We start from the raw sequence: 20,957 nt of genomic DNA, 5'->3' as shown, positions 1-20,957 counted from the left end.
GATATCTAAGTCATCTGTATGGCTAATAAATTAATGATATTCCATGGTTTTCACAATAGCTTTTATCATTAAAGTTCACTTCAGGATGAGTGATGATGTCGAGTAGAGTCACAATGAATGTTTTGACTTTGCTGAGGCTCAACGTATTCTTCTTTCGAAAAAATGAAAAGCTAAGCTTTATCAGAGAGCGATCTTGTCAAACTTTGCTTCTCATCGCCAAACGTGTTCACTACTCGCCAACACCAGTCTGATCTCAAACAATCATGGATGAAATTTCCATGTATCTTTTTATCTTTAAATTATTTTTAAAAGATATAAAGCTGTTCGAAGAGATTGCTTGATAACATCAATAAATAAAAGAAAGGATACCACTAGGGGGCATCCTTTCTAAAGTCTTTTAACTGATATCGCTTATACAGCAGCAGCGATGACTTGTTCAGTACTTAAAACACCTTGGTCAATCAAACGATTGGTTGCCGCTATAATTGCTTCAATTGAAGAGGTAACAATATTGTCATGCACACCAGCACCGAATGCAGATTTACCTGTACCTTGGACTTGAAGTTCGATCAATGCCAATGCTTTTGCATGTGCACCAGAACTGATACTGCGTTCTTCGTAGTTTAAGACATCAATTGGTAATTGAAGTGCATTTAAAATCGCAGAAATTGGACCATTCCCTTCACCACGTAAGCGCTGAGTTTCACCATTGATGACCACATCAAGCTCAATCACTTGGCTACCATTTTCATCTGACAATCTATAATTTTTCGCTGAATAGTGTGCATCTTTTGCAGCAACATAGGTGTCTTTAAACAAGGTCCAAATTTGTTGAGCTGAAACTTCAACACCTTCTTCATCTGCAACTTGCTGAACAATTTGTGAGAATTCAATCTGTAAGCGACGAGGTAAAACCACGTTATAGTTAGACTCTAATAAGTACGCAATACCGCCTTTACCTGACTGTGAGTTGACACGGATCACAGCATCATAATCACGACCTAAATCTTTAGGGTCGATTGGTAAGTAAGGCATATCCCAAATTTCTTCGTCTTTTTGGAACTCAAAGCCTTTTTTAATTGCATCTTGGTGAGAACCAGAGAAAGCAGTAAAGACCAAATCACCAGCATATGGGTGACGTGGGTGTACAGGCAAGCCAGTACATTCTTCTATTGTGGCAATAATCTCATTAATGTTTGAGAAATCTAACTCACATGCCACACCTTGTGTGTACATGTTTAATGCAATTGCAGCAACGTCAACGTTACCAGTACGTTCACCATTCCCAAATACGCAACCTTCAACACGATCAGCACCAGCCATGATCGCTAACTCAGATGCTGCAATACCACAACCACGGTCATTGTGACAATGTACTGAAATAATCACACCATCACGACGTTGCAAATTACGATGCATCCATTCGATTTGGTCAGCATAGACATGCGGGCCAGATACCTCAACAGTTGCAGGTAAATTTAAAATAACTTTATTGTCAGGCGATGCTTCCCAAATTTCAGTTACTGCATCGCAAACATCTTTAGCAACTTCTAATTCTGTTGCTGTAAAACATTCTGGACTGTATTGAAAAATAAATTCAGTTTCAGGCTGTTTGGCTGCATATTCTTTTACTTTGCTTGCCGCATTCATTGCCAATTGTTTTGCACCATTGGCATCAACATTCAATACTTTTTTACGGAAAGTGGGTGAATTTGAGTTATAGATATGCACAATGGCACGTTTTGCACCTTGTAAAGCCTCAAAAGTACGTGCAATTAAATGATCACGCGCTTGCACCAAGACTTCGATATAAACGTCATCTGGAATATGACCTTCTTCAATCAACTTACGGGTGAAATCAAAATCAACTTGTGATGCTGAAGGAAAGCCAATTTCAATATGCTTAAAGCCAATTTTGACCAACATTTCGAACATTTTGAATTTTTGTTCGATGTTCATTGGCTCGAAAATCGCTTGGTTACCATCACGAAGGTCGGTACTCATCCAAATTGGCGCTTTATTGATTTCGTTATTTGGCCATTGACGGTCAGGCAAGTCTACACGTTGGTACATGCGACGATATTTTTTACTTGGATCAGCCAACATCATGAGGTAACTCCTTGTGTAGTTGTTGTTGCTCGTCTCTTGGGTAAAGGCAACTTACTACAAATATAGATTGTGTCTATCTGTTCAATTTACAAGTGTTTTTAAGATGAAAACACAGTAAATTTTCATAAATTTATACGTGGGTAACACGAGATAAATCTAAACACTGATAACTTACAAATGGTTTAACTTGAGATTAATTCTAAAACAATTATCTTGGAAATAATTTCCTTAATTTGCATAAAAAATATCAGTTGAGAGAAAAATTTCCTTTGAATGACTTAATCTTGAAAAATATATTCTTGATTGATTTCTTTTACGGTAGCAGTTCCCATTAATACCATGGTAATTTCAAATTCTTCCTTTAAAATTTTAATCACATGGGCCACACCTAAAGCACCAGCAACAGTGAGCCCGTAGATCGCAGGACGGCCAATCAGCACTGCAGATGCGCCTAAAGCCAATGCTTTAAATATATCTGTACCACGACGGATTCCACCATCCAAAAGTAAAGGAAAATCATGAGGAACAACGGCCTTAATTTTTGCTAAGGCGGTCAGTGGGGAAATACTGCTATTGAGTACTCGCCCACCATGATTAGAAACGATTAAGCCTTTTACGCCGATTTCGACTGCTTTTTTTGCATCGAGTGGATGTAGCACACCCTTTAAAATTACAGGCAAATGGCTATGGGCAATTATAAATTCGATATCTGCCCATTTGGGTGCAATTTGCATTAAACCGTTGAATACAGGATGTTGATGCTCAGAAATTTCGGGCAGGGGAATGTGGGTAGGTGTATGGGGGTGTTGCATGCCTTCTGGCAATTGAAAATTCACCCGACGTTCACGATCACGAATCCCTGTATGCGGTGAATCTACTGTAATCACAAGCGCTTTAAAATTTTGTTGTTCTGCGAGTCGAACTAAGGCCAATGATTTTTCACGATCACCTTGCCAATACAGTTGGAACCATTTTAGCGGGTTTTCTTGTTTTAAACTTCGCATATCGGTATTGGTGAAAGTACTCAGTACGATATTACTTCCTAAAACTTCGGCTGCCAGTGCAGCCGCAGCTTCGCCCTCTGGGTGGAACAATTGTTGATGTCCAATCGGTGCAAGAAAAATTGGATGAGGAAATTTTTGCCCTAAAATTTCACACTCTGTCGAGCCTTGAGTTAAGTCATTGAGCAGTCTTGGAATCAGTTGAATATTTTTAAATTGTTGTAAGTTTTCTTGAACACTTTGCTCATCCATCGCCCCACCTTGCAAGTAGTGCCAAGTGTTTTCAGGCAGATGCTGTTCTGCTTGTTTCTCGTAATCCGCAATTGTCTGTAAATATGCTGGAATTTGAGTGAGTGGAGTAATAGGAGTATTTGCTGTTGTCGAAATCATAAATTGCCCCATTGACGAAGTAAGTTATGATAATGACTGGTTAAACTAACCACTTCTTCATTATCACCCAATTGCTGACGTAGTTTGATAATGGTGATATCTAAATTAAATAACATACTACGTTGCCAATCATCTTTAACCATGCTTTGCATCCATGTAAAAGCGGCAATTCGTTGTCCAGACGTTACTGGTTCGACACGGTGTAGGCTCGTAGCTGGATAGAGAATTGCATCGCCTGCATCAAGTTTCACTTCATGACTACCGTAGTTGTCTTCAACAATCAGTTCACCACCTTCATATTCATCTGGTTCGGATAAGAATATTGTCATCGAAACATCTGTACGGATCATTTGTCCTGTCAGTGACGAATATTGCACTGCATTATCAACATGGTTGCCGTAGTTTCCTGAATCCTGATAGCAATTTAGCATAGGCTGTAAAATATGTTTTGGTAATCCTGCAGATTGAACTAAAAGGTTTTGTTTTAGGATTTTTAAAATCTGTGTGGAAATCATTTGATAGACTTCATGTTGCACATCAACTTGTAAATTATTTTTAATTTGTTGTGCCTGAGCGCCTGCACTGTTTCTACCATTCACCCAAAGTTTTTCATCTTCCAATAATTTTCTAAACTCAGAAACTTGTTGTTTGCTTAAGACTTCGGGGATATGTAGCATCATTGAATTTAATCACTCCTTGAAACAATATTTTGTGCAAATAAAAAAGTAGTATATTCACAGAGAATGTACTACTTTTTGACATTCAACTAAATGTAAATTTAATTGAATTTTAGAATTTATAGTTCAGCGTTAATGCTGCTGAACGAAGTTGTCCAAGCACCACACGTCCACCACCATTATTTAATGTACTGATATAGTCTTTATCTGCAAGGTTGTAGACATTTAAATTTACAGATGTATTTTTATTGAATGTATAACCGACTAAAGCATCGAATACTACATAGCTTGGAATAGAAGGCATTGCAGCAAGTGAAGTACTGTCAGTGATGACACGTTTTTGATCATCTACATAACGTGCACCAACACCAACTTTAAAGCCTTTAATATCATAAGTTGACCATAAGCTTGCAGTCCATTCTGGCGACCAGCGGACATTATTCGTTTTGGTAATTGCACCAGTTGTTGCATTAATACTGAGTTGATTTTCTTGCTCAGTTTTCATGTGAGCAACACCAGCAGAAATATTCCATGCATCTGTAATTTTACCAACTGCACCGAGTTCTATACCTTTGACTATCGTTTTGCCTTCTTGAATGGATTCTTTAGTAATCACATCTTGAGTAAATTGGTTTTCATTTTCAGTATAATAAGCAGCAGCTGTTACAGCCAATTGGTCATTAAGCAAATCCCACTTTGTGCCTATTTCATAATTATTAGTTTCTTGTGGTTTAGCCGCAGCACTGTTAATCCCTTCTGCAGAAAGACTAAAGTTAGCACTTCCTGGAGGCGTTAACGATTTTGCATAAGCGGCATAAACACTACTTTTGCTTGTAGGCTTAAATAAGCCACCTAGTTTCCAGCTGACCAAAGTATCGTTTGCTGTTAAATTTGTTGGTGTTTTGGTGATAGCTAAAGTTGTTGCATTTGTAGCAACTGATAAACCTTTGAAATCAGTTTCATAATAATCAACACGGATACCACCACTGAGTTGGAAACGTTCTCCAAATTTCAATGTATCGAATGCATATAAAGCTGCTGTATCAGTCGTACCATTTGAATAGCCACCTGTATCAACTAAGTTTGGTAAAACTTGATATCGATCGGGGTGATATAAATTTGCATTTGGTGTGGTTGGTGCTTTAGTACCTGGTGTCTGCGTTGATAAGCTTTTTGTGTATTGTTGTTCTTTTAATAATTCTAGACCTAAAACAACATCATGTTCGATAGTGCCTGTTTTAACTCCCCAATTAATTGTACTTTGGTTTGCAATAATTTTATTCTCTTGGTCTACACCTTGGCGAGAGCGGGTTATGGTCCATTGCGATGGATCCGTGGAATTATTTCTGCTTAGTGTATTGATCCCTGTTAATACACGATCCATTTCGGTTTTGCCAAAACGAGAGATATTTGTAAATTTTAAATTCTCAGTAAGGTCTGTCTCAACTTTTGCAGTTACTATATCTGCATCGACATCTTCATGGTCATCGATATGACCGTAATAGTTTTCGCGATCAACTTTAGGTGCTTTGGCTAAATCTGAATCTGTATTCCAAAAGCCTTTTAGACCAATGGTAGGAATACCTCCATCTGGAATATTACGCTGACGAACATGTTGTGAATATAAATAGAAACGAGTATCTGTATCTAAACCGAAAGCAATTGCAGGAGCAACGGCATAGCTGTTGTTTTCAATATAGTCACGGCCCTCGATACCACCATTTTGTCCCATAACATTTAAGCGAACAGCAGTGTTGTTATTGAGCGCTTGATTAATATCAGCAGACAGACGAGCATGTTCAGCAGTGTTATAGGTTGCTGAAATAGAACGACTATTTTGTAGATAAGGTAATTTACTTACAAGGTTAATATAGCCTGCCGCAGCTCCACGTCCTGCTTCTGAGCCAGAAGGTCCTTTGACGACTTCAATTTGCTCTAAGTTAAATACATCACGGCTTATAGCGCCTAGATCACGAATACCATCTACATAAGTTGATGTTTGGGTTGAAAAACCTCGCATTTGAAAGGCATCACCAGCACTGGTATTACCATTTTCACCAAGTTGTAATGTGATTCCTGGTGTATTACGCAAAGCCTCAACTAAAGATGTTGCCCCTTGTTCTTGTAATAATTCCTTTTTTATTACGGAAATTGTTTGAGGTGTATCAAGTAATGGTTGAGTATATTTTGGAGAGCTAATCTGATCTGCCTTATATGTCGTATTTTCCACTTCAGATTTTACAGTAATCAATGGAAGTTTTACTGGTTCACTCTCAGTCGTTGCAGCATGTGCAATAAAAGGAAGGGTAGCAGCTAAAGCAACAAGTGATTTCGCTTTGTTATGTTTACGGCTTTTGATATTGGCCATTGTAGGTATCCCTAAGAGTAACTTTAGAATTTCCATAACTGCACATTCATTTATGAGTGTGAGGAACGTACAGTAAATATGGAGGAAATGTTAAATCATGTAACAGAATTCTTTAGATGCGAATTCTAATGATAATTATTTTCATTAACAATGACTGTAAGTGATTATTCATACGGAAAAACTGTTTAATTTATTAAAGATAATTAAAGAAAACTATAGGGGATATGATTGATTGATTTTGATCATATTGCTGAAATTTAAAGTGTTTTTAATGAATGGTAAAAAATAACTATTGGAAATTATAGAGTTATTTTCTATATTTTTAAGTGAGAGTTAATAACGGTGAGATTTTCTTCAATCAAAGATTCAACGAACTAAATTATCAGTAAAAAATGGCCCCTATGAATAGGAGCCATTTCACTTTAATTTTTAAAGTATTAATTATTAATATTTAAAGTTAATTGATAAGACAGCATTACGACCTTCAGCTTCTGTTGCATAGTGAGATGCATAGGCTTTAGTAAAATAACGCTTGTCTGAAAGGTTGTTTACATTAAGCTGTAAATCAACATTTTTGTTGACGTTGTAACGAGCCATTGCATCATAACGTACATAGCCAGATACATACTTAGTATTGGCAGCATCACCATAAACTTTGTCCATGGCAATTGCACCAACACCTAAATTCAACTGAGGAAGCACTTGGTAAGTCGTCCAAAGTGTTGCGGAGTTTTTAGCAACGTTTTGAACTTGATTACCATTTGTTGAGCTAGGAGAGTAACTTCCATCACTGTTTTTTGTAAAACCAGCATCTACGATTTCACTATCTAGATAGGTATAGCCAGCACTGATTGCCCATTTGTTGGTAATATTACCATTAGCACCTAATTCTATACCATCAACACGAGTTTCACCGATATTGCGCGTAAAACCGTCTGTGTCTAAAGCACGTGTATTTTCTTTTTCAGTACGGAAAATAGCAGCAGTTAAGTTTAACTTATTACCCAAAAGATCCCATTTTGTTCCAATTTCATAGGTTTTAACTTCTTCTGGCTTTAAGTTATTAATTGCACGTGATTGTTCATCCGACGTATTACGACCAGGAACACTGATTCCTTCAGAACCATCACCTGCATCTACACCAACAGGATTCGCAGAAGTCGCATAGCTTAAGTAAATAGAACCATTATCAGCTGGCTTAAATGTCACACCCAATTGATAGTTAAAGAAATCATTGTCAGAGTTATAATGTGTACCAGCTTTAATTGCTGTAGCACCTGAACCTGAATCTTGATTATATTTCATGTCCGTTTCGAATTTATCCCAACGGATACCAAGATCAAGTAACCACTGAGGCGTGATTTCAATATTGTCTAAAGCATAGATTGATTGTGTTTTAGAGGTAATATTGGTGACATTCGGATTGGCTTTTACATTGCCTAACCATGCATCATGAGAATTAGGATTATTTAAGTCAGTACACCAGCCATTCGAATTTGTGAGTGAACATGCGTTATTTGCATTGTTATTACTTGAACTACCACCAATTTTTGATGTATTTGGATCAGTAACAATATTTGTTCCACGATCAGAATCTTGTTTAGAGTATTCTGCACCCACATTAAATTTATGTTTGAAAGCACCCGTATTCAATTTACCTGTTAAAGCCAATTGATCAGTAAAACTGTCTGTGCTGGTAAGATTGGTGTTTACACGGCGCCAAACCTTTCCATTGACAATATTTCCTTGGCTGTCATCAGGTTGAGTCCATAAATAATTATTTTTTGATTTACTATAAACGGCCGTATTACTTAAAGTGAGGCTATCAGTAAGGTCATGTTCTAACTTTAATGTACCGTTTTGATTTTCTTGTTTTTGGAAATCACGATCTAACCAACCATAATAAATACCTTGCTTAACATCTACAGGCTTACCTACGGTTGCTTTTTTAGTTGTATCATATTGATATGGAACACCCGAATCTGGTGTATCGTCTGACTTTAAATAGTAGTAACTTAACGTTGCACGAGTCGCAGTGTCTAAGCCAAAAGTAATACTTGGTGCAATACCTGCACGTTTATATTCAGTGCCATCGTCTTGACCAGCCTTTTCATTATGATGACCCATCACAGCGACACGAGCAGCAATCCCATTGCCAAAGTCTTTATTACCATCTAGGGTAATACGTTGGTAATCATCTGTACCACCAGCAACAGAACCTTCTAAAAAGTCTCCTTTTTTAGCGACTTTAGAAATCATATTGATGCTACCACCAGAAGTTCCAGCACCACCCATTGCTGAAGCAGAACCTTTAGTGACTTCTACTTGCTCGATAGCAAACATTTCACGGTTTTGAGAAGTTGAGTTACGAACCCCATCAATATACATCGAACTTTCAGAGTTATAACCACGAATAAATGGACGGTCGCCATTTGGGTTACCACCTTCACCAGCGCCAAGGGTAATTCCTGGAACTGTACGAAGTGCATCTGCAAGTGTTGTTACTTGAGTATCTTGAATCAGCTGTTTTGAAATAACAGATACAGATTTAGGTGTATCCAAAAGTGGCGCAACAAATTTTGTATTGGCAGACTGATCTACTTTTAAACCTTGTTCAGTCGTTGCTTGTGCTTTAATTATTGGAAGCTTTGCAATTTCGTCTTGAGCGATGGCTGACGTTGCAATAACTGAAAGAGATGAAGCGATTGCTGTAGTAACAATCTTTTTGCGTGATTTGATAAAAGACATACTTAAACTCACTAAGAGTAGTGCAAATTTGTATGCGAATAATAATGATTCTTATTGTTTATTTCATCTGTTTGAAATTGAATTTGTCGATAGTTTTAAAAGTTTATGATGAGAAAATGAATTGAAAATATGTTGAATTTTCACTTAACTTTTTGAATTTTATTTATTTAGTTTTATTTGTAGATATTTCAAAATGTAAATAAATTTATTCTATTGTCACTAAAGCATTTGAATTTGGTAAATTTCTCAAAATATGCGGATTTCTGGCTTTTGACTACAAAGAAGGGGATTGGTTTAAAAAAGCGACATAATGGGGAAATCCGTGACCGAAATAAAATGATTTACACAGGTGTTTTGTATATATTCAAATGTTGTCATATAATGTGGCACTTTTTGAAAAACTGTAATTATTAAATTCTATCGAGGAAGCCATGCAAGTAACTTCTGAAGCGGTTTCGGGCGTTGCCCGTCGTTTAAATGTATCTGTACCGACGAGCCGTATTAACGAGCAGTTTGAAGCTCGCTTGAAACGCACTGCCAAAACTGTGAAGATCAACGGCTTCCGTCAAGGTAAAGTGCCAGTAAACGTTGTACGTCGTGAATACGGCGCTGGTATTTACCAAGAAGTTGTAAACGACATCATTCGTGACACAGTATTTGAAGCAATTCAACAAGAAAAAATCAACGCTGTTGGTATGCCAAACATCGACAAAGTTGAAAACAAAGATGATGCTTTAGTTTATCAAGCTACAGTTGAAGTTTATCCTGAAGTTGAAGCTAAATTTGAAGGTCTTGAAGTATCACGTAAATCATCTGAAGTAACAGATAAAGACGTTGATGCAATGCTTGAAAACCTTCAAAAGCAACGCGCTGAATGGACTGAAACTAAAGGCATGGCTAAAAAAGACATGCAAGTAACTTTCGATTTTGAAGGTACTGTTGATGGTGAGAAGTTTGAAGGCGGTGCTGCTGAAGACTTTAAACTTGTTTTAGGTTCTGGTCGTATGATCCCTGGCTTCGAAGACGGTATCGTTGGTATGAAGAAAGGCGAAGAGAAAGTGATTGATGTAACTTTCCCTGAAGACTATCAAGCTGAAAACTTAGCAGGTAAAGCAGCTCAATTCAAAATCACAGTTAAACTTGTTGAAAAACAAAAACTTCCTGAAATTGATGCTGAATTCCTTAAAATCTTCGGTTTAACTGAAGAAGAAGGCGTAGAGAAATTAAAAGCTGACGTTCGCAAAAACATGGAACGTGAAGTTAAAAATGGCCTACGTAACCAAGTGAAAGGTGCAACTTTTGATGCACTTGTTGCTGCAAATGACGTAGAAGTTCCTGAATCTATGTTGGCTCAAGAAATTGACCGTCAACGTCAACAAATGATTCAACAATTTACTCAGCAGTTTGGTGCTCAAGGTGCTAAAGCATTTGACAGCAGCATGCTTCCTGATGAATTGTTCAAAGAACAAGCTGAAAAAGCAGTTAAACTTGGTGTATTGGTAAGCAAAGTATTGGCTGATGCTAAACTTGAAGTAGATCAATCACGTGTTGATGCTTATATCGAAGATATGGCTTCTTCTTATGAAGATCCGACTGAAGTGATTGAATATTTCAAAACTGATAAGCAACAACGTGCTCAAATTGAAGGCGTAGTGTTAGAAGATCAAGTTGTTGATCATATCTTAGCTGCTGCTAAAGTAACTGATGAAGTTGTTAGCTACCAAGATTTGTTAAAAGAGCAACAAGCGCGCCAACAAGGCTAAGTTGTTTGATCTAAAAAAAGGCGCTTTGGCGCCTTTTTTTATGAGCTTAAACATGGATTTAATCATTCCATTCACAATACTTATGCAAAAAATATCTGATATTAAGTTGGGAATATTTTGCATTTTCAGCAATTATCCCTCATATTGTGAACATGAGTGAAGTAACAAGAATTCAGGAATAAATAACGTATGTATGTTCCATCAATTGAAAGCGCTTTGGTGCCAGTAGTCGTAGAACAATCTTCACGTGGTGAGCGTTCTTTCGATATTTTTTCACGTCTTTTACGTGAACGTGTGATTTTTTTAACTGGTGAAGTTGAAGACAACATGGCGAATCTTATTGTCGCGCAAATGCTGTTTTTAGAAGCTGAAAATCCAGATAAAGATATCCATTTATATATCAATTCACCTGGTGGTTCAGTGACTGCGGGTATGGCAATTTACGATACGATGCAATTTATTAAGCCTGATGTAGTGACCTATTGTATGGGTCAAGCTGCATCTATGGGGGCTTTCTTATTAAATGCTGGTGCAAAAGGTAAGCGTTATTGCTTGGAAAATGCGCGTGTGATGATTCACCAACCATTGGGTGGTTTCCGTGGTCAAGCATCGGATATTGAAATTCACGCACGTGAAATTTTATTCATCAAAGAACGTTTAAATCGTTTAATGGCTGAACATAGTGGTCAAGATTACGAAACTGTCGCTAAAGATACAGATCGTGATAATTTTATGACTGCACAGCAAGCAAAAGAATATGGTTTAGTGGATCAGGTATTAAGTAAACGACCTCAAGACTAAACATTTATAGATAAGATTTAAGAATTTGGAGTGAAAATGTCCGATCTTCCTCAAGGACAAAAGCATTGTTCATTTTGCGGTAAAACGCAGTCTGAAGTCGGTAAGCTGATTGCAGGCGAGGACGCATATATTTGTAATGAATGCGTGGATGTGTGCTTAGACTTAGTGCAAACGAGTCAACAGGTGGAAACAGGCGATTGGGCAACACGTCCATTGCCAAAACCACATGAAATTCGTGCGGCTTTGGACCAATATGTAATTGGTCAAGACACTGCAAAGAAAACACTTTCAGTAGCAGTGTATAACCATTACAAACGTTTAAAAGTATCTCAAACAGGTCACAAGCCTAAAGATGCGGTTGAAATTGCTAAAAGTAATATTTTGCTGATTGGACCGACAGGTTCAGGTAAAACATTGCTTGCACAGACACTTGCGCGTTTGCTTGATGTACCTTTTGCAATGGCTGATGCAACAACATTGACTGAAGCTGGTTATGTTGGTGAAGATGTTGAAAACATTATTCAGAAACTTTTGCAAAAAGCGGATTACGATGTAGAAAAAGCACAAAAGGGCATTATCTATATTGATGAAATTGACAAGATTACCCGTAAATCTGAAAACCCTTCGATTACACGTGATGTGTCTGGTGAGGGCGTGCAACAAGCATTGTTGAAAATGATTGAAGGTACTGTTGCGTCAATTCCGCCTCAAGGTGGACGTAAACATCCACAGCAAGAGTTTATTCAAGTCGATACTGCAAATATCTTGTTTATCTGTGGTGGTGCGTTCTCTGGTCTTGAAAAAGTTGTGCAACAACGTCAAGAAAAAGGTGGCATTGGTTTCACCGCAGACGTAAAGAATAAAGACGATAGTAAGAAAGTATCTGAATTATTCCGTCAAGTTGAAGCCGCAGATTTGGTGAAATTTGGTTTAATTCCAGAGTTCATTGGTCGTTTACCTGTGATTGCAACCCTTGAAGAGCTTGATCAAGAAGCCTTGATGCAGATTTTAACTGAACCAAAAAATGCATTAACTCGTCAGTATCAATATCTCTTTGAGATGGAAAATGTAGACCTTCTTTTTGAAGACTCTGCTTTACGTGCGATCGCGAAAAAAGCGTTAGAGCGTAATACAGGTGCGCGTGGTCTGCGTTCTATTTTAGAAAATGTATTGCTTGAAACCATGTATGACTTACCAAGTCGTTCAGACATTGGTACTGTGATTATCAATGAAGCGGTGATTAATGATAAAGCTGCACCAGAGTTCAAGTCTGAACGTCAACCAAAGCATGAAAATACTGAAGTTGAAAAAGTAGATTTGAAGGTATTAGATTCAAAATCAGCTTAAAAGTCTGATTCTGATTCATCCTCAGTGCAATTCATCTGAAACGTGCAAGTAGCTTGACTATTTGCACGTTTTTTATTTTTAAATGGTCATTGAAATGTTAAGCTGGCTGTAGACAATAGGGTTTATTAAAAACGAAAATAAAAAATACGCGGTGAGGGAAAATCATGCGTTACATCGGTCTAGTCGTTTTGATCAGTTGTGGGTTGGCAGCTTGTCAAAGTCATCAATCTATTGAACAGCAACCTGCAAAAGTTGTTTCAACTTTAGATCCAATCGATTTCAAAAAAGAAGATTCGTTGGTTCATGAAAAGCTTGAACAATATAAAGTTGCATCCTTCTCTACGGGGTCTTGGGTCAATCAAAAACCGGGGCAATACTTTAAGCTGGTTAAACCACAGAATCCTCAAGCTGCAATTGTGTATTTTTATCGACCAGACAGTCGTTGGAATAGACAAGAAATTATTCCAAACAATTTTTTTCTGAATGGTAAGAAAATTCCAAGCTTGATCAGTAATCATTATTACTGGATTGAACTGGCTGAAGGTGACTATAAATTAAGTCTCAGTCGCCCATTAACGGTTTTTCATTTCCAGAAACCCAAAGTTGCTTACTTCTCAGTAGAAGCTGGCGGGCAATATTTTGTCAAATATGAAGAAGAAAAATTTCGCGGTGGACCAAATGGTGAAGCAGGGTTATTACGTGTAGGGCCTTTAATGCAAATGCCTACCCGACAAGGCTTAAAAGAAATTGCAATGACTCAGCTAAAGACTCCTGGCCTTAATTTCGTGGCTGAAGTGACTGCGGATGGACGAGTGATCAAACCTAAAGAAAAAATCAAAGGTGAACCGTACAAAGTGAGTGATGATGTGCACTTGGGGCAGCAGTTTAAACTTTGGAACCCAATGACTTGGTAATCTATCGCTAGATGATGTTTGATATAGAAAAGAGAGCGAGGCTCTCTTTTCTTATTTGTTTTATTGAGTATTTGCAGCCTTTTTTAAAGCATCTAATTTTTTAGTCACTTCTTTAAAGTCTTCAGATGCAGTTTGTACACTTTTTATCAGTTGGCTATTCATGACTTTCATGGTTTCTTGGGCAACTTGAGGTGTTTTTTTCAAAATCGACTGTCCAATTGCACTTGAATAAAAATCAATTTGAGCTTGAACTTCTTCAGCACTGTATATGTCTTTATAAATCTTAAGATAAATTGGTTTGATTTGATCCCACGCAACAGTTTTTTTACTTTGCTCATACATTTTGTCAGCAAGCTCATTGGCGACAATTTGTTCTTGTGGGTTGAGCTGATCTTTTTTTACTGTCATTTGAATGATCTGGTAAGCTTGTTGATCCAGCTGAGGACGAATCTGTTGTATGGTTTCTTGTAGCAGTTCATCAATATTCATAACTTTCAATAATTGTTGAACTTGTTGATCTGAAGCGGGTGCTGCAAAAGCAAAATTTGTGCTGATACATGCGCTTGCAAATAGTAAGTGTTGGAGTAATTTCATAAAATACCTATATAAGTTCTGGTTGTAATTCACATCATAAAATGGTTGAGTAAAAGCTTATTCAACTTGAAGAATTGGCTTTAAAATCGTTTCCATTTTTTCTTTCAGGGCTTTTTGATTTTCTACTTTTAGCATTTTTTCTTGAGAAAACTTTGCGGTTTCTTGCATGACTTCTGTCATAAGCGTGTTCATCTTTTGATTGATGGATTGTCCAATCGGTGTACTTAAAAAAGCGATATTGGCTTGAACTTCTTCTTCAGTAAAGGTCTTTTTAAATAATGATTTAAACATGTTGAGATATTCTGGGTCAGTCACCAGCTGCTGTTGAATATCACTATACAGCGCACTAATTTGTAGTGCTGCATTTTGCTGATCGATATTCAATGTTTGAGCCCCTGTCACTTGGCGAACAAGTGCTTCTGCTTGATCGTCAAAGTAGGGTTGCATATCACGAGTACTTTGTTTGAATATCTCTGAGATATTGGAGAGTTGCATCAATTTGTCGACACTTTTATCTGTTGCTGGAGATGCAAAACTTGACACTGTGATACAGCATAAACTTAAAGTTAAAACGAACTGCTTAATTTTCATAGGTTTTCCTTTATTTATTTTCATCTAAATGATGCAATTGCTGAATAATTTCTCCAATTTTATTGCGATATTGTTGGATAAATTGAGGGTCATTGATTGCCTTATGAATAGCAGCATTGCTTTCTATGAATATTTCTGTGTCAATATTGGCAAGTTTTGTGTACAGCTCTTGGCTTGACGTTGTGTCACGCTGAGAGAGCATTTCAATTTCTTGAGAGCTTAACGATTCTAAAAGAATTTGTTTGGTTTGGGCGATAAATTGTGGATCTCGGAGAATATTTTCTGGTATTGCTTGATAAATCTCTACAATTTGAGGGATGATTTGTTTTTCTTTATCAGTGAGTTCTATTGTACTTGATCCGTTTTTGATTAAATTTTCTGCTTGATTTTGATAAATCCTTTTTGCACTTTCATTGTATTGTAGGCGCCATATTTGATTGGTAATGATACCTTGTGCTAGTCGGTCAACGGCATCACTATCAGTGTTTGAAGCAAAACTTTGAATAGAGATCAAGTATACAAATAACCCCGGAAAAATAATATATTTTATAAAGTTCATGATCTGACTCAAAATAAAAAGCACCCTAATCATAGAGTGCTTTTTAAGTGATGCTCAAGCTTAATCTAAGCTTTAGATCAGATTATTGTGCAACAGCATCAACCACTGGGATTTTACCAATTTTGGCTTGCCAGATTTTAGGTGCAGTCGCATGAATAGAAGTACCATTGACATCAACTGCAACAGATACAGGCATGTCTTGTACTTTAAATTTGTAAATAGCTTCCATACCTAAGTCAGCAAATGCAACAACTTCTGCTTCACGAATGGCTTTAGATACTAAATAAGCAGCACCACCAACAGCCATTAAATAAGTCGCTTTATTGTCTTTGATTGCTTCAACAGCAGCAGGTCCACGATCCGCTTTACCAATCATACCGAACAAGCCAGTTGCTTCAAGGACTTGACGTGTGAACTTATCCATACGTGTTGCTGTTGTTGGGCCAGCAGGGCCTACAACTTCATCGCCTACAGGATCTACAGGTCCCACGTAGTAAATGAATTTACCTTTGAGATCTACAGGTAACTGTTCGCCTTTATTTAACATGTCAACCATGCGTTTATGCGCAGCATCACGACCTGTATAGATGGTACCGTTCAATAATAATGTATCACCCGGTTGCCATGAGTTCATTTCTTCCTGTGTGATATTGTCTAAGTCAACACGTTTAGATGTTGACGTATCCCAAGTCACTTCAGGGTAATCTGAAAGTAAAGGCGCTTGAATATGCGCAATCCCTGAACCGTCTAACTGGAAATGAGCGTGACGAGTTGCAGCGCAGTTTGGAATCATACCGACTGGTTTACCAGCAGCATGACAAGGGTAGTCTTTGATCTTAATATCAAGTACTGTGGTTAAACCACCAAGGCCTTGTGCACCGATACCCAATGCATTTACTTTTTCAAAGATTTCAATACGCAATTCTTCGATTTGGTTCTGTGGACCACGGCGAAGTAATTCGTCCATATTGATTTCTTCCATGAGTGATTCTTTTGCAAGCATCATGGCTTTTTCAGCAGTACCACCAATACCAATACCGAGCATACCAGGAGGGCACCAACCTGCACCCATCGTTGGTACAGTTTTAAGTACCCAATCTACGATCGAGTCAGAAGGGTTAAGCATTGCCAGTTTAGATTTATTCTCTGAACCACCACCTTTCGCTGCAACAGTAATATCGACTTTATTGCCTGAAACGAGTTTGTAGTGAATTACAGCAGGTGTATTGTCTTTGGTATTTTTACGACCAAAAGCAGGATCTGCTAAAACTGAAGCGCGGAGTACGTTGCTGTTTTCTAAATAACCTTGGCGTACACCTTCATTGATCGCATCATCTAAGCTCATGGTTAAATCAAATTTAACATCTAAGCCCACGTCAACAAATACGTTAACAATACCAGTATCTTGACAGATTGGACGATGACCTTCTGCACACATACGTGAGTTAATTAAGATTTGTGCAATTGCATCCTTTGCAGCTTGGTTCTCTTCACGATCATAAGCACGGCTCATCGCTTGGATAAAGTCTTGTGGATGATAGTACGAAATGAACTGAAGCGCGTCCTTGACCGATGTGATCAAGTCATCTTGTTTGATAATAGTTGTCATATCAAAAATCTCTTGAGCGGGCTGTTAGCTAGCGGGCTAAATTATACGTGATATTGCTTGTTTTGTGGTGGCTTAGATCTAATTTCAGCCTAAAGTTTTATGATTTTATTTGAGAAACTCAGCTTATATTTTGGTTGATCAAGTCAACTTTTCTACTTTTTATATAAATGATGATAAAGCAGTATTGAAATAAATTTTCAGATTTTACAGGGTGAAAAGCTCTATACTCTGTTGAGTCAAAAGTTTGGGCTAAATAACAACAACATGGAAAACTATACGCATCTTGCGGAAAATATTATTGAAATTTATAAAAAGCATGCTCGTGCATGGACTGAATTACGCGGGAAGTTTCTTTATGAAAAAGCGTGGTTGGATCGCTTTTTAACTTTAATTCCAGCTCACTCTCATATTCTGGATTTGGGCTGTGGCTCTGCAAAACCAATTGCTGCTTATTTGATTGAGCAAGCGAATACTGTGACAGGTGTTGATAGTTCTGATGTGATGATTGAAATGGCGAAAAAGAATTTTCCTGAGCACACTTGGATTTTAGCTGATATGCGAACAGTAAATTTAAATCGCAAGTTTGATGCAATACTCGCTTGGGATAGCTTTTTTCATCTTACACAACAAGATCAGCGAGATATGTTTGAAATTTTTAATCAATATACAAAAGCTGGTGCTGCTTTAATGTTTACCAGTGGACCATCACAGGGTGAAGTGGTTGGAGAGATGTTTGGCGATGCGCTATATCATGCCAGCTTATTATCCGCTGAATATCATGCATTATTGAAAAAGTATAATTTTGAAGTGATAAAGATGATTGCTGAAGATCGGGATTGTACAGGGCATACTGTTTGGTTAGCCAAGCGAATATAAAATATTTAGATGAAAGTAAATTAAGCAACAAATAAAACGATATCTAAAAATTTTAAGATTATCAAAATAAGAGACTCATATGTTTAAATTATGAGTATTAAAGTTATTTTTTAGTTTAATTTCTTAATAAGAAAAAATAATCCTATCCACTTTAATGTACTTTTCACGGTTATTTTTTAAACCATAATTATTTTGTAGTTAAATTAGCATGTTATTGTAATTTTTGGTGAGAAACTGTATTATAATGATAACTATTCTCATTATGTTTTTTGGTGCAATCATGCCTTTTGTTAAAAAAAGCTTAACTTTAATGATGCTGTCAACGGGAGGACTTTTCGTTTCTTCTCTAACATTTGCAAATACAGATAGCAGTGAAGAACAGAAAAAAAGTGCAGCAACGCTTCCCACGATTGTAATTGAGGCAATGGCTGATGGGGATCCAATAAAAACATATGTGGACTATAAACAAGCCAATGTTACGAGAAATGGTTTAGATAAAAAAGATATACCTCAAACTGTTGATACAATTGATGTTTCGAAATATAAGCTTTATGGCGCAAATGACCTAAGTATCATGTTACAAGGCACACCGGGCGTTTCAACCAGTTATGATACAAGAAATGATGGAATCTCTATTCGTGGATTTAATGCTGATGCGAATGATATCTATCGTGATGGGATTCGTGAAAGCGGGCAATACCGACGTAGTACCGCCAATGTTGAACGTATTGAAATTTTAAAAGGGCCAGCATCAGTATTGTACGGACGAAGTGCAGGTGGTGGTGTGATCAATATGGTGACTAAAGTTGCCAATTTTGATTCAAAAAGCTCAGTTGGAGCGTACGTTGGTTCTTATGATAATGTTGGTGGAATCATTGATATTAATAAAGCGCTCAATGATAATTGGGCTGTACGTTTGGTTGGAGAAAAATCAGATACCAATAGCTTCCGCTCTGGGATTGGTTTTAATCAGGAGATGTTGTCACCAAGTATCACTTATCGTAGCGACGATGAAAAGCTGCTTTGGACAACGGAATTTACTTACGATAATTTAAATAGAACGCCTGACCGTGGTCCAGTCTATAATGAACTGCCTACAGGGGTTTCCATTAAAACAGGTTTTGCTGGAAGCAATGATAATATTGTTGATGAAACAAAATCATTTAGAACTGATCTGAAATATGAATTTGCACCAAATTGGAAATTCCATTGGGCACTGAGCCAGCGTGAATCTTTTCAGGATTTTGATAACTTCTTTAGTGGGACATGGTGTTCAACAGCTGGGTTACAAAACGATGGCAAAAAATGTGATTGGCAAGGAAAAATACGTCAAAACTATGCTTGGCAACAAACCACCAATAAAACTTTAATGAATACTTTTGATATTACAGGACAATTTAAAACAGGTGTTTTAGATCATAAAGTTATGTTCGGTAGTGATTGGTCAATGGAAAAAAGAGAGCCAATCCTTGGGAACTATTCAAGTGGTGATAAAGCGGGTCTTTATTATCGTTATGTCGATCCATTTAATACTTCTGATAATTATTTATCTGATGGTTGGTCTAAGCTCAATGGTTCTCGTCCAGAAGAAACAACACATAGTAAAACCGATGCAAGCTCTTTAAGTTTCTTTCTACAAGATCTAATCTCATTCAATGAAAAATATAAAATGATGCTAGGTCTCCGCTATGATAGTTATGATTTTGCAACCAATGATGTTCGTAATCAAAGTAAACGGTCATATCGAGATGATAGTGTAAGCCCAAATATTGGTTTCGTTTGGCAGCCTATAGAAAGTCAAAGTTTCTATACCTCTTATAGTAAAAGCTTTTCACCTTATGGTGGTCGAGGATTGTTAGGAGTGAGTACAACAGTAAATCCAAGTTTGTATGATGCTGAGCCTCAATATAATGAGCAATATGAAATTGGAGTGAAAAGTGATTGGTTGGATGGTCGTTTAAACACTCAGCTTTCTATATTTGATATTACTAAAAATAATATACGCTACCAGCCAGACTCTATTAACAAACCGAATGATTGGGAAGTGGGGCAGAAGCAACAATCACAAGGCGTAGAGTTTAGCTTTATCGGTCGAGTGCTAGATAATCTCTATGTGCGAGGTGGTTATGGCTATACCGACGCGAAATGGAAAAATGATAGCCGCACTACTGTAAAAGATGAAGATCGTCTAAAAGATAAAAAATTATCTGGAATATCCGAAAATACAGGTAACTTATTTGTTCGTTATTTACCAACAGAGAAATGGTACGGCGAAGTGGGTGCGACTTATGTTGGTTCTTATTATACTACGGATAAAAATTTGATCAAAATGCCTGACTGGACTCGTGTAGATGCTGCAATTGGTTATAAAGACGATAAATGGGGCGCGACATTTGCTGTGAATAATTTAACAGATAAAGAATACTGGCGTTCAAGTTCTATGCCGGGTACTCCGCGTAATTATTTATTCCGCGTGAACTATTTCTTCTAAGCTTTAATTTCATTGAAAATAAAGCTGTCTAATACCCATGATAGCAATTTAATCGATGGGGATATCAGTATAACTTTTAGTCAGCATATTATAAAAAACCATCCAATTGATTTGGGTGG

The 20,957-nt window shown here is 37.2% G+C and carries 15 protein-coding genes; 6 read left to right on the top strand and 9 right to left on the bottom strand.

What is annotated here, in order from left to right:
- Positions 1-411: 411 nt before the first annotated feature.
- From leuA to CQZ96_RS10895, 5 genes are all read right to left on the bottom strand, one after another.
- Complete coding sequence (gene leuA / locus CQZ96_RS10915; protein ID WP_004726520.1) at positions 412-2,109, bottom strand: 2-isopropylmalate synthase; 1,698 nt, start codon at positions 2,107-2,109, stop codon at positions 412-414.
- 278 nt (positions 2,110-2,387) lie between these two features.
- The gene (locus tag CQZ96_RS10910; protein ID WP_105713371.1) at positions 2,388-3,500 is read right to left on the bottom strand and encodes an alpha-hydroxy acid oxidase; all 1,113 of its coding nucleotides are present in this window, start codon (positions 3,498-3,500) and stop codon (positions 2,388-2,390) included.
- Positions 3,497-4,180 carry a Fe2+-dependent dioxygenase gene (locus CQZ96_RS10905; protein ID WP_056514087.1) on the bottom strand — a complete coding sequence of 228 codons (684 nt, stop codon included), beginning with the start codon at positions 4,178-4,180 and terminating at the stop codon, positions 3,497-3,499. Before CQZ96_RS10905 ends, CQZ96_RS10910 begins: the two co-directional genes overlap by 4 nt.
- A 109-nt stretch (positions 4,181-4,289) precedes the next feature.
- The gene (locus tag CQZ96_RS10900) at positions 4,290-6,545 is read right to left on the bottom strand and encodes a catecholate siderophore receptor Fiu (protein ID WP_105713370.1); all 2,256 of its coding nucleotides are present in this window, start codon (positions 6,543-6,545) and stop codon (positions 4,290-4,292) included.
- A 444-nt stretch (positions 6,546-6,989) separates the two neighbouring features.
- Entirely contained in the window at positions 6,990-9,293 is a 2,304-nt protein-coding gene (locus tag CQZ96_RS10895) for a TonB-dependent receptor (protein WP_105713369.1), read from the bottom strand.
- 431 nt (positions 9,294-9,724) lie between these two features.
- On the opposite strand from CQZ96_RS10895, the gene tig reads away from it, so the two are divergent.
- From tig to CQZ96_RS10875, 4 genes are all read left to right on the top strand, one after another.
- Positions 9,725-11,056: a trigger factor gene (tig, locus tag CQZ96_RS10890; RefSeq protein ID WP_004726530.1), complete on the top strand. Its 1,332-nt coding sequence runs from the start codon at positions 9,725-9,727 to the stop codon at positions 11,054-11,056.
- A gap of 189 nt (positions 11,057-11,245) precedes the next feature.
- Complete coding sequence (clpP, locus tag CQZ96_RS10885; protein WP_004726532.1) at positions 11,246-11,857, top strand: ATP-dependent Clp endopeptidase proteolytic subunit ClpP; 612 nt, start codon at positions 11,246-11,248, stop codon at positions 11,855-11,857.
- Between the two features lie 36 nt (positions 11,858-11,893).
- Positions 11,894-13,204: an ATP-dependent Clp protease ATP-binding subunit ClpX gene (gene clpX / locus CQZ96_RS10880; protein WP_004726534.1), complete on the top strand. Its 1,311-nt coding sequence runs from the start codon at positions 11,894-11,896 to the stop codon at positions 13,202-13,204.
- Between the two features lie 164 nt (positions 13,205-13,368).
- Complete coding sequence (locus CQZ96_RS10875) at positions 13,369-14,118, top strand: DUF2846 domain-containing protein (protein WP_105713368.1); 750 nt, start codon at positions 13,369-13,371, stop codon at positions 14,116-14,118.
- Between the two features lie 60 nt (positions 14,119-14,178).
- Here CQZ96_RS10875 and CQZ96_RS10870 read toward each other — a convergent pair whose 3' ends face one another.
- The 4 genes from CQZ96_RS10870 to CQZ96_RS10855 all read right to left on the bottom strand — a co-directional run bounded on the left by CQZ96_RS10870 (position 14,179) and on the right by CQZ96_RS10855 (position 17,471).
- Positions 14,179-14,712 (bottom strand): DUF2059 domain-containing protein, encoded by a 534-nt coding sequence (locus CQZ96_RS10870; RefSeq protein WP_004726537.1) that lies wholly within the window; start codon positions 14,710-14,712, stop codon positions 14,179-14,181.
- 57 nt (positions 14,713-14,769) lie between these two features.
- Positions 14,770-15,303: a DUF2059 domain-containing protein gene (locus CQZ96_RS10865; protein ID WP_004726539.1), complete on the bottom strand. Its 534-nt coding sequence runs from the start codon at positions 15,301-15,303 to the stop codon at positions 14,770-14,772.
- A 10-nt stretch (positions 15,304-15,313) separates the two neighbouring features.
- Positions 15,314-15,862 carry a hypothetical protein gene (locus CQZ96_RS10860; protein ID WP_105713367.1) on the bottom strand — a complete coding sequence of 183 codons (549 nt, stop codon included), beginning with the start codon at positions 15,860-15,862 and terminating at the stop codon, positions 15,314-15,316.
- Between the two features lie 82 nt (positions 15,863-15,944).
- Positions 15,945-17,471, bottom strand: a complete 1,527-nt coding sequence (locus tag CQZ96_RS10855; RefSeq protein ID WP_105713366.1) for a fumarate hydratase — start codon at positions 17,469-17,471, stop codon at positions 15,945-15,947.
- A 264-nt stretch (positions 17,472-17,735) separates the two neighbouring features.
- On the opposite strand from CQZ96_RS10855, the gene CQZ96_RS10850 reads away from it, so the two are divergent.
- Together CQZ96_RS10850 and CQZ96_RS10845 are read left to right on the top strand one after the other, a co-directional pair.
- Positions 17,736-18,347: a class I SAM-dependent methyltransferase gene (locus CQZ96_RS10850; protein WP_105713365.1), complete on the top strand. Its 612-nt coding sequence runs from the start codon at positions 17,736-17,738 to the stop codon at positions 18,345-18,347.
- A gap of 280 nt (positions 18,348-18,627) precedes the next feature.
- Positions 18,628-20,838, top strand: coding sequence for a TonB-dependent receptor (locus CQZ96_RS10845; RefSeq protein ID WP_105713408.1), 2,211 nt, complete (start codon positions 18,628-18,630; stop codon positions 20,836-20,838).
- Positions 20,839-20,957: the final 119 nt, after the last annotated feature.

Source organism: Acinetobacter sp. MYb10 (genome assembly GCF_002980175.2).
GTDB classification, from domain to species: Bacteria; Pseudomonadota; Gammaproteobacteria; order Pseudomonadales; family Moraxellaceae; genus Acinetobacter; species Acinetobacter guillouiae.
The sequence above is the reverse complement of the archived record's forward strand: the minus strand, read 5'-3'. Positions and strand labels throughout refer to the sequence as shown.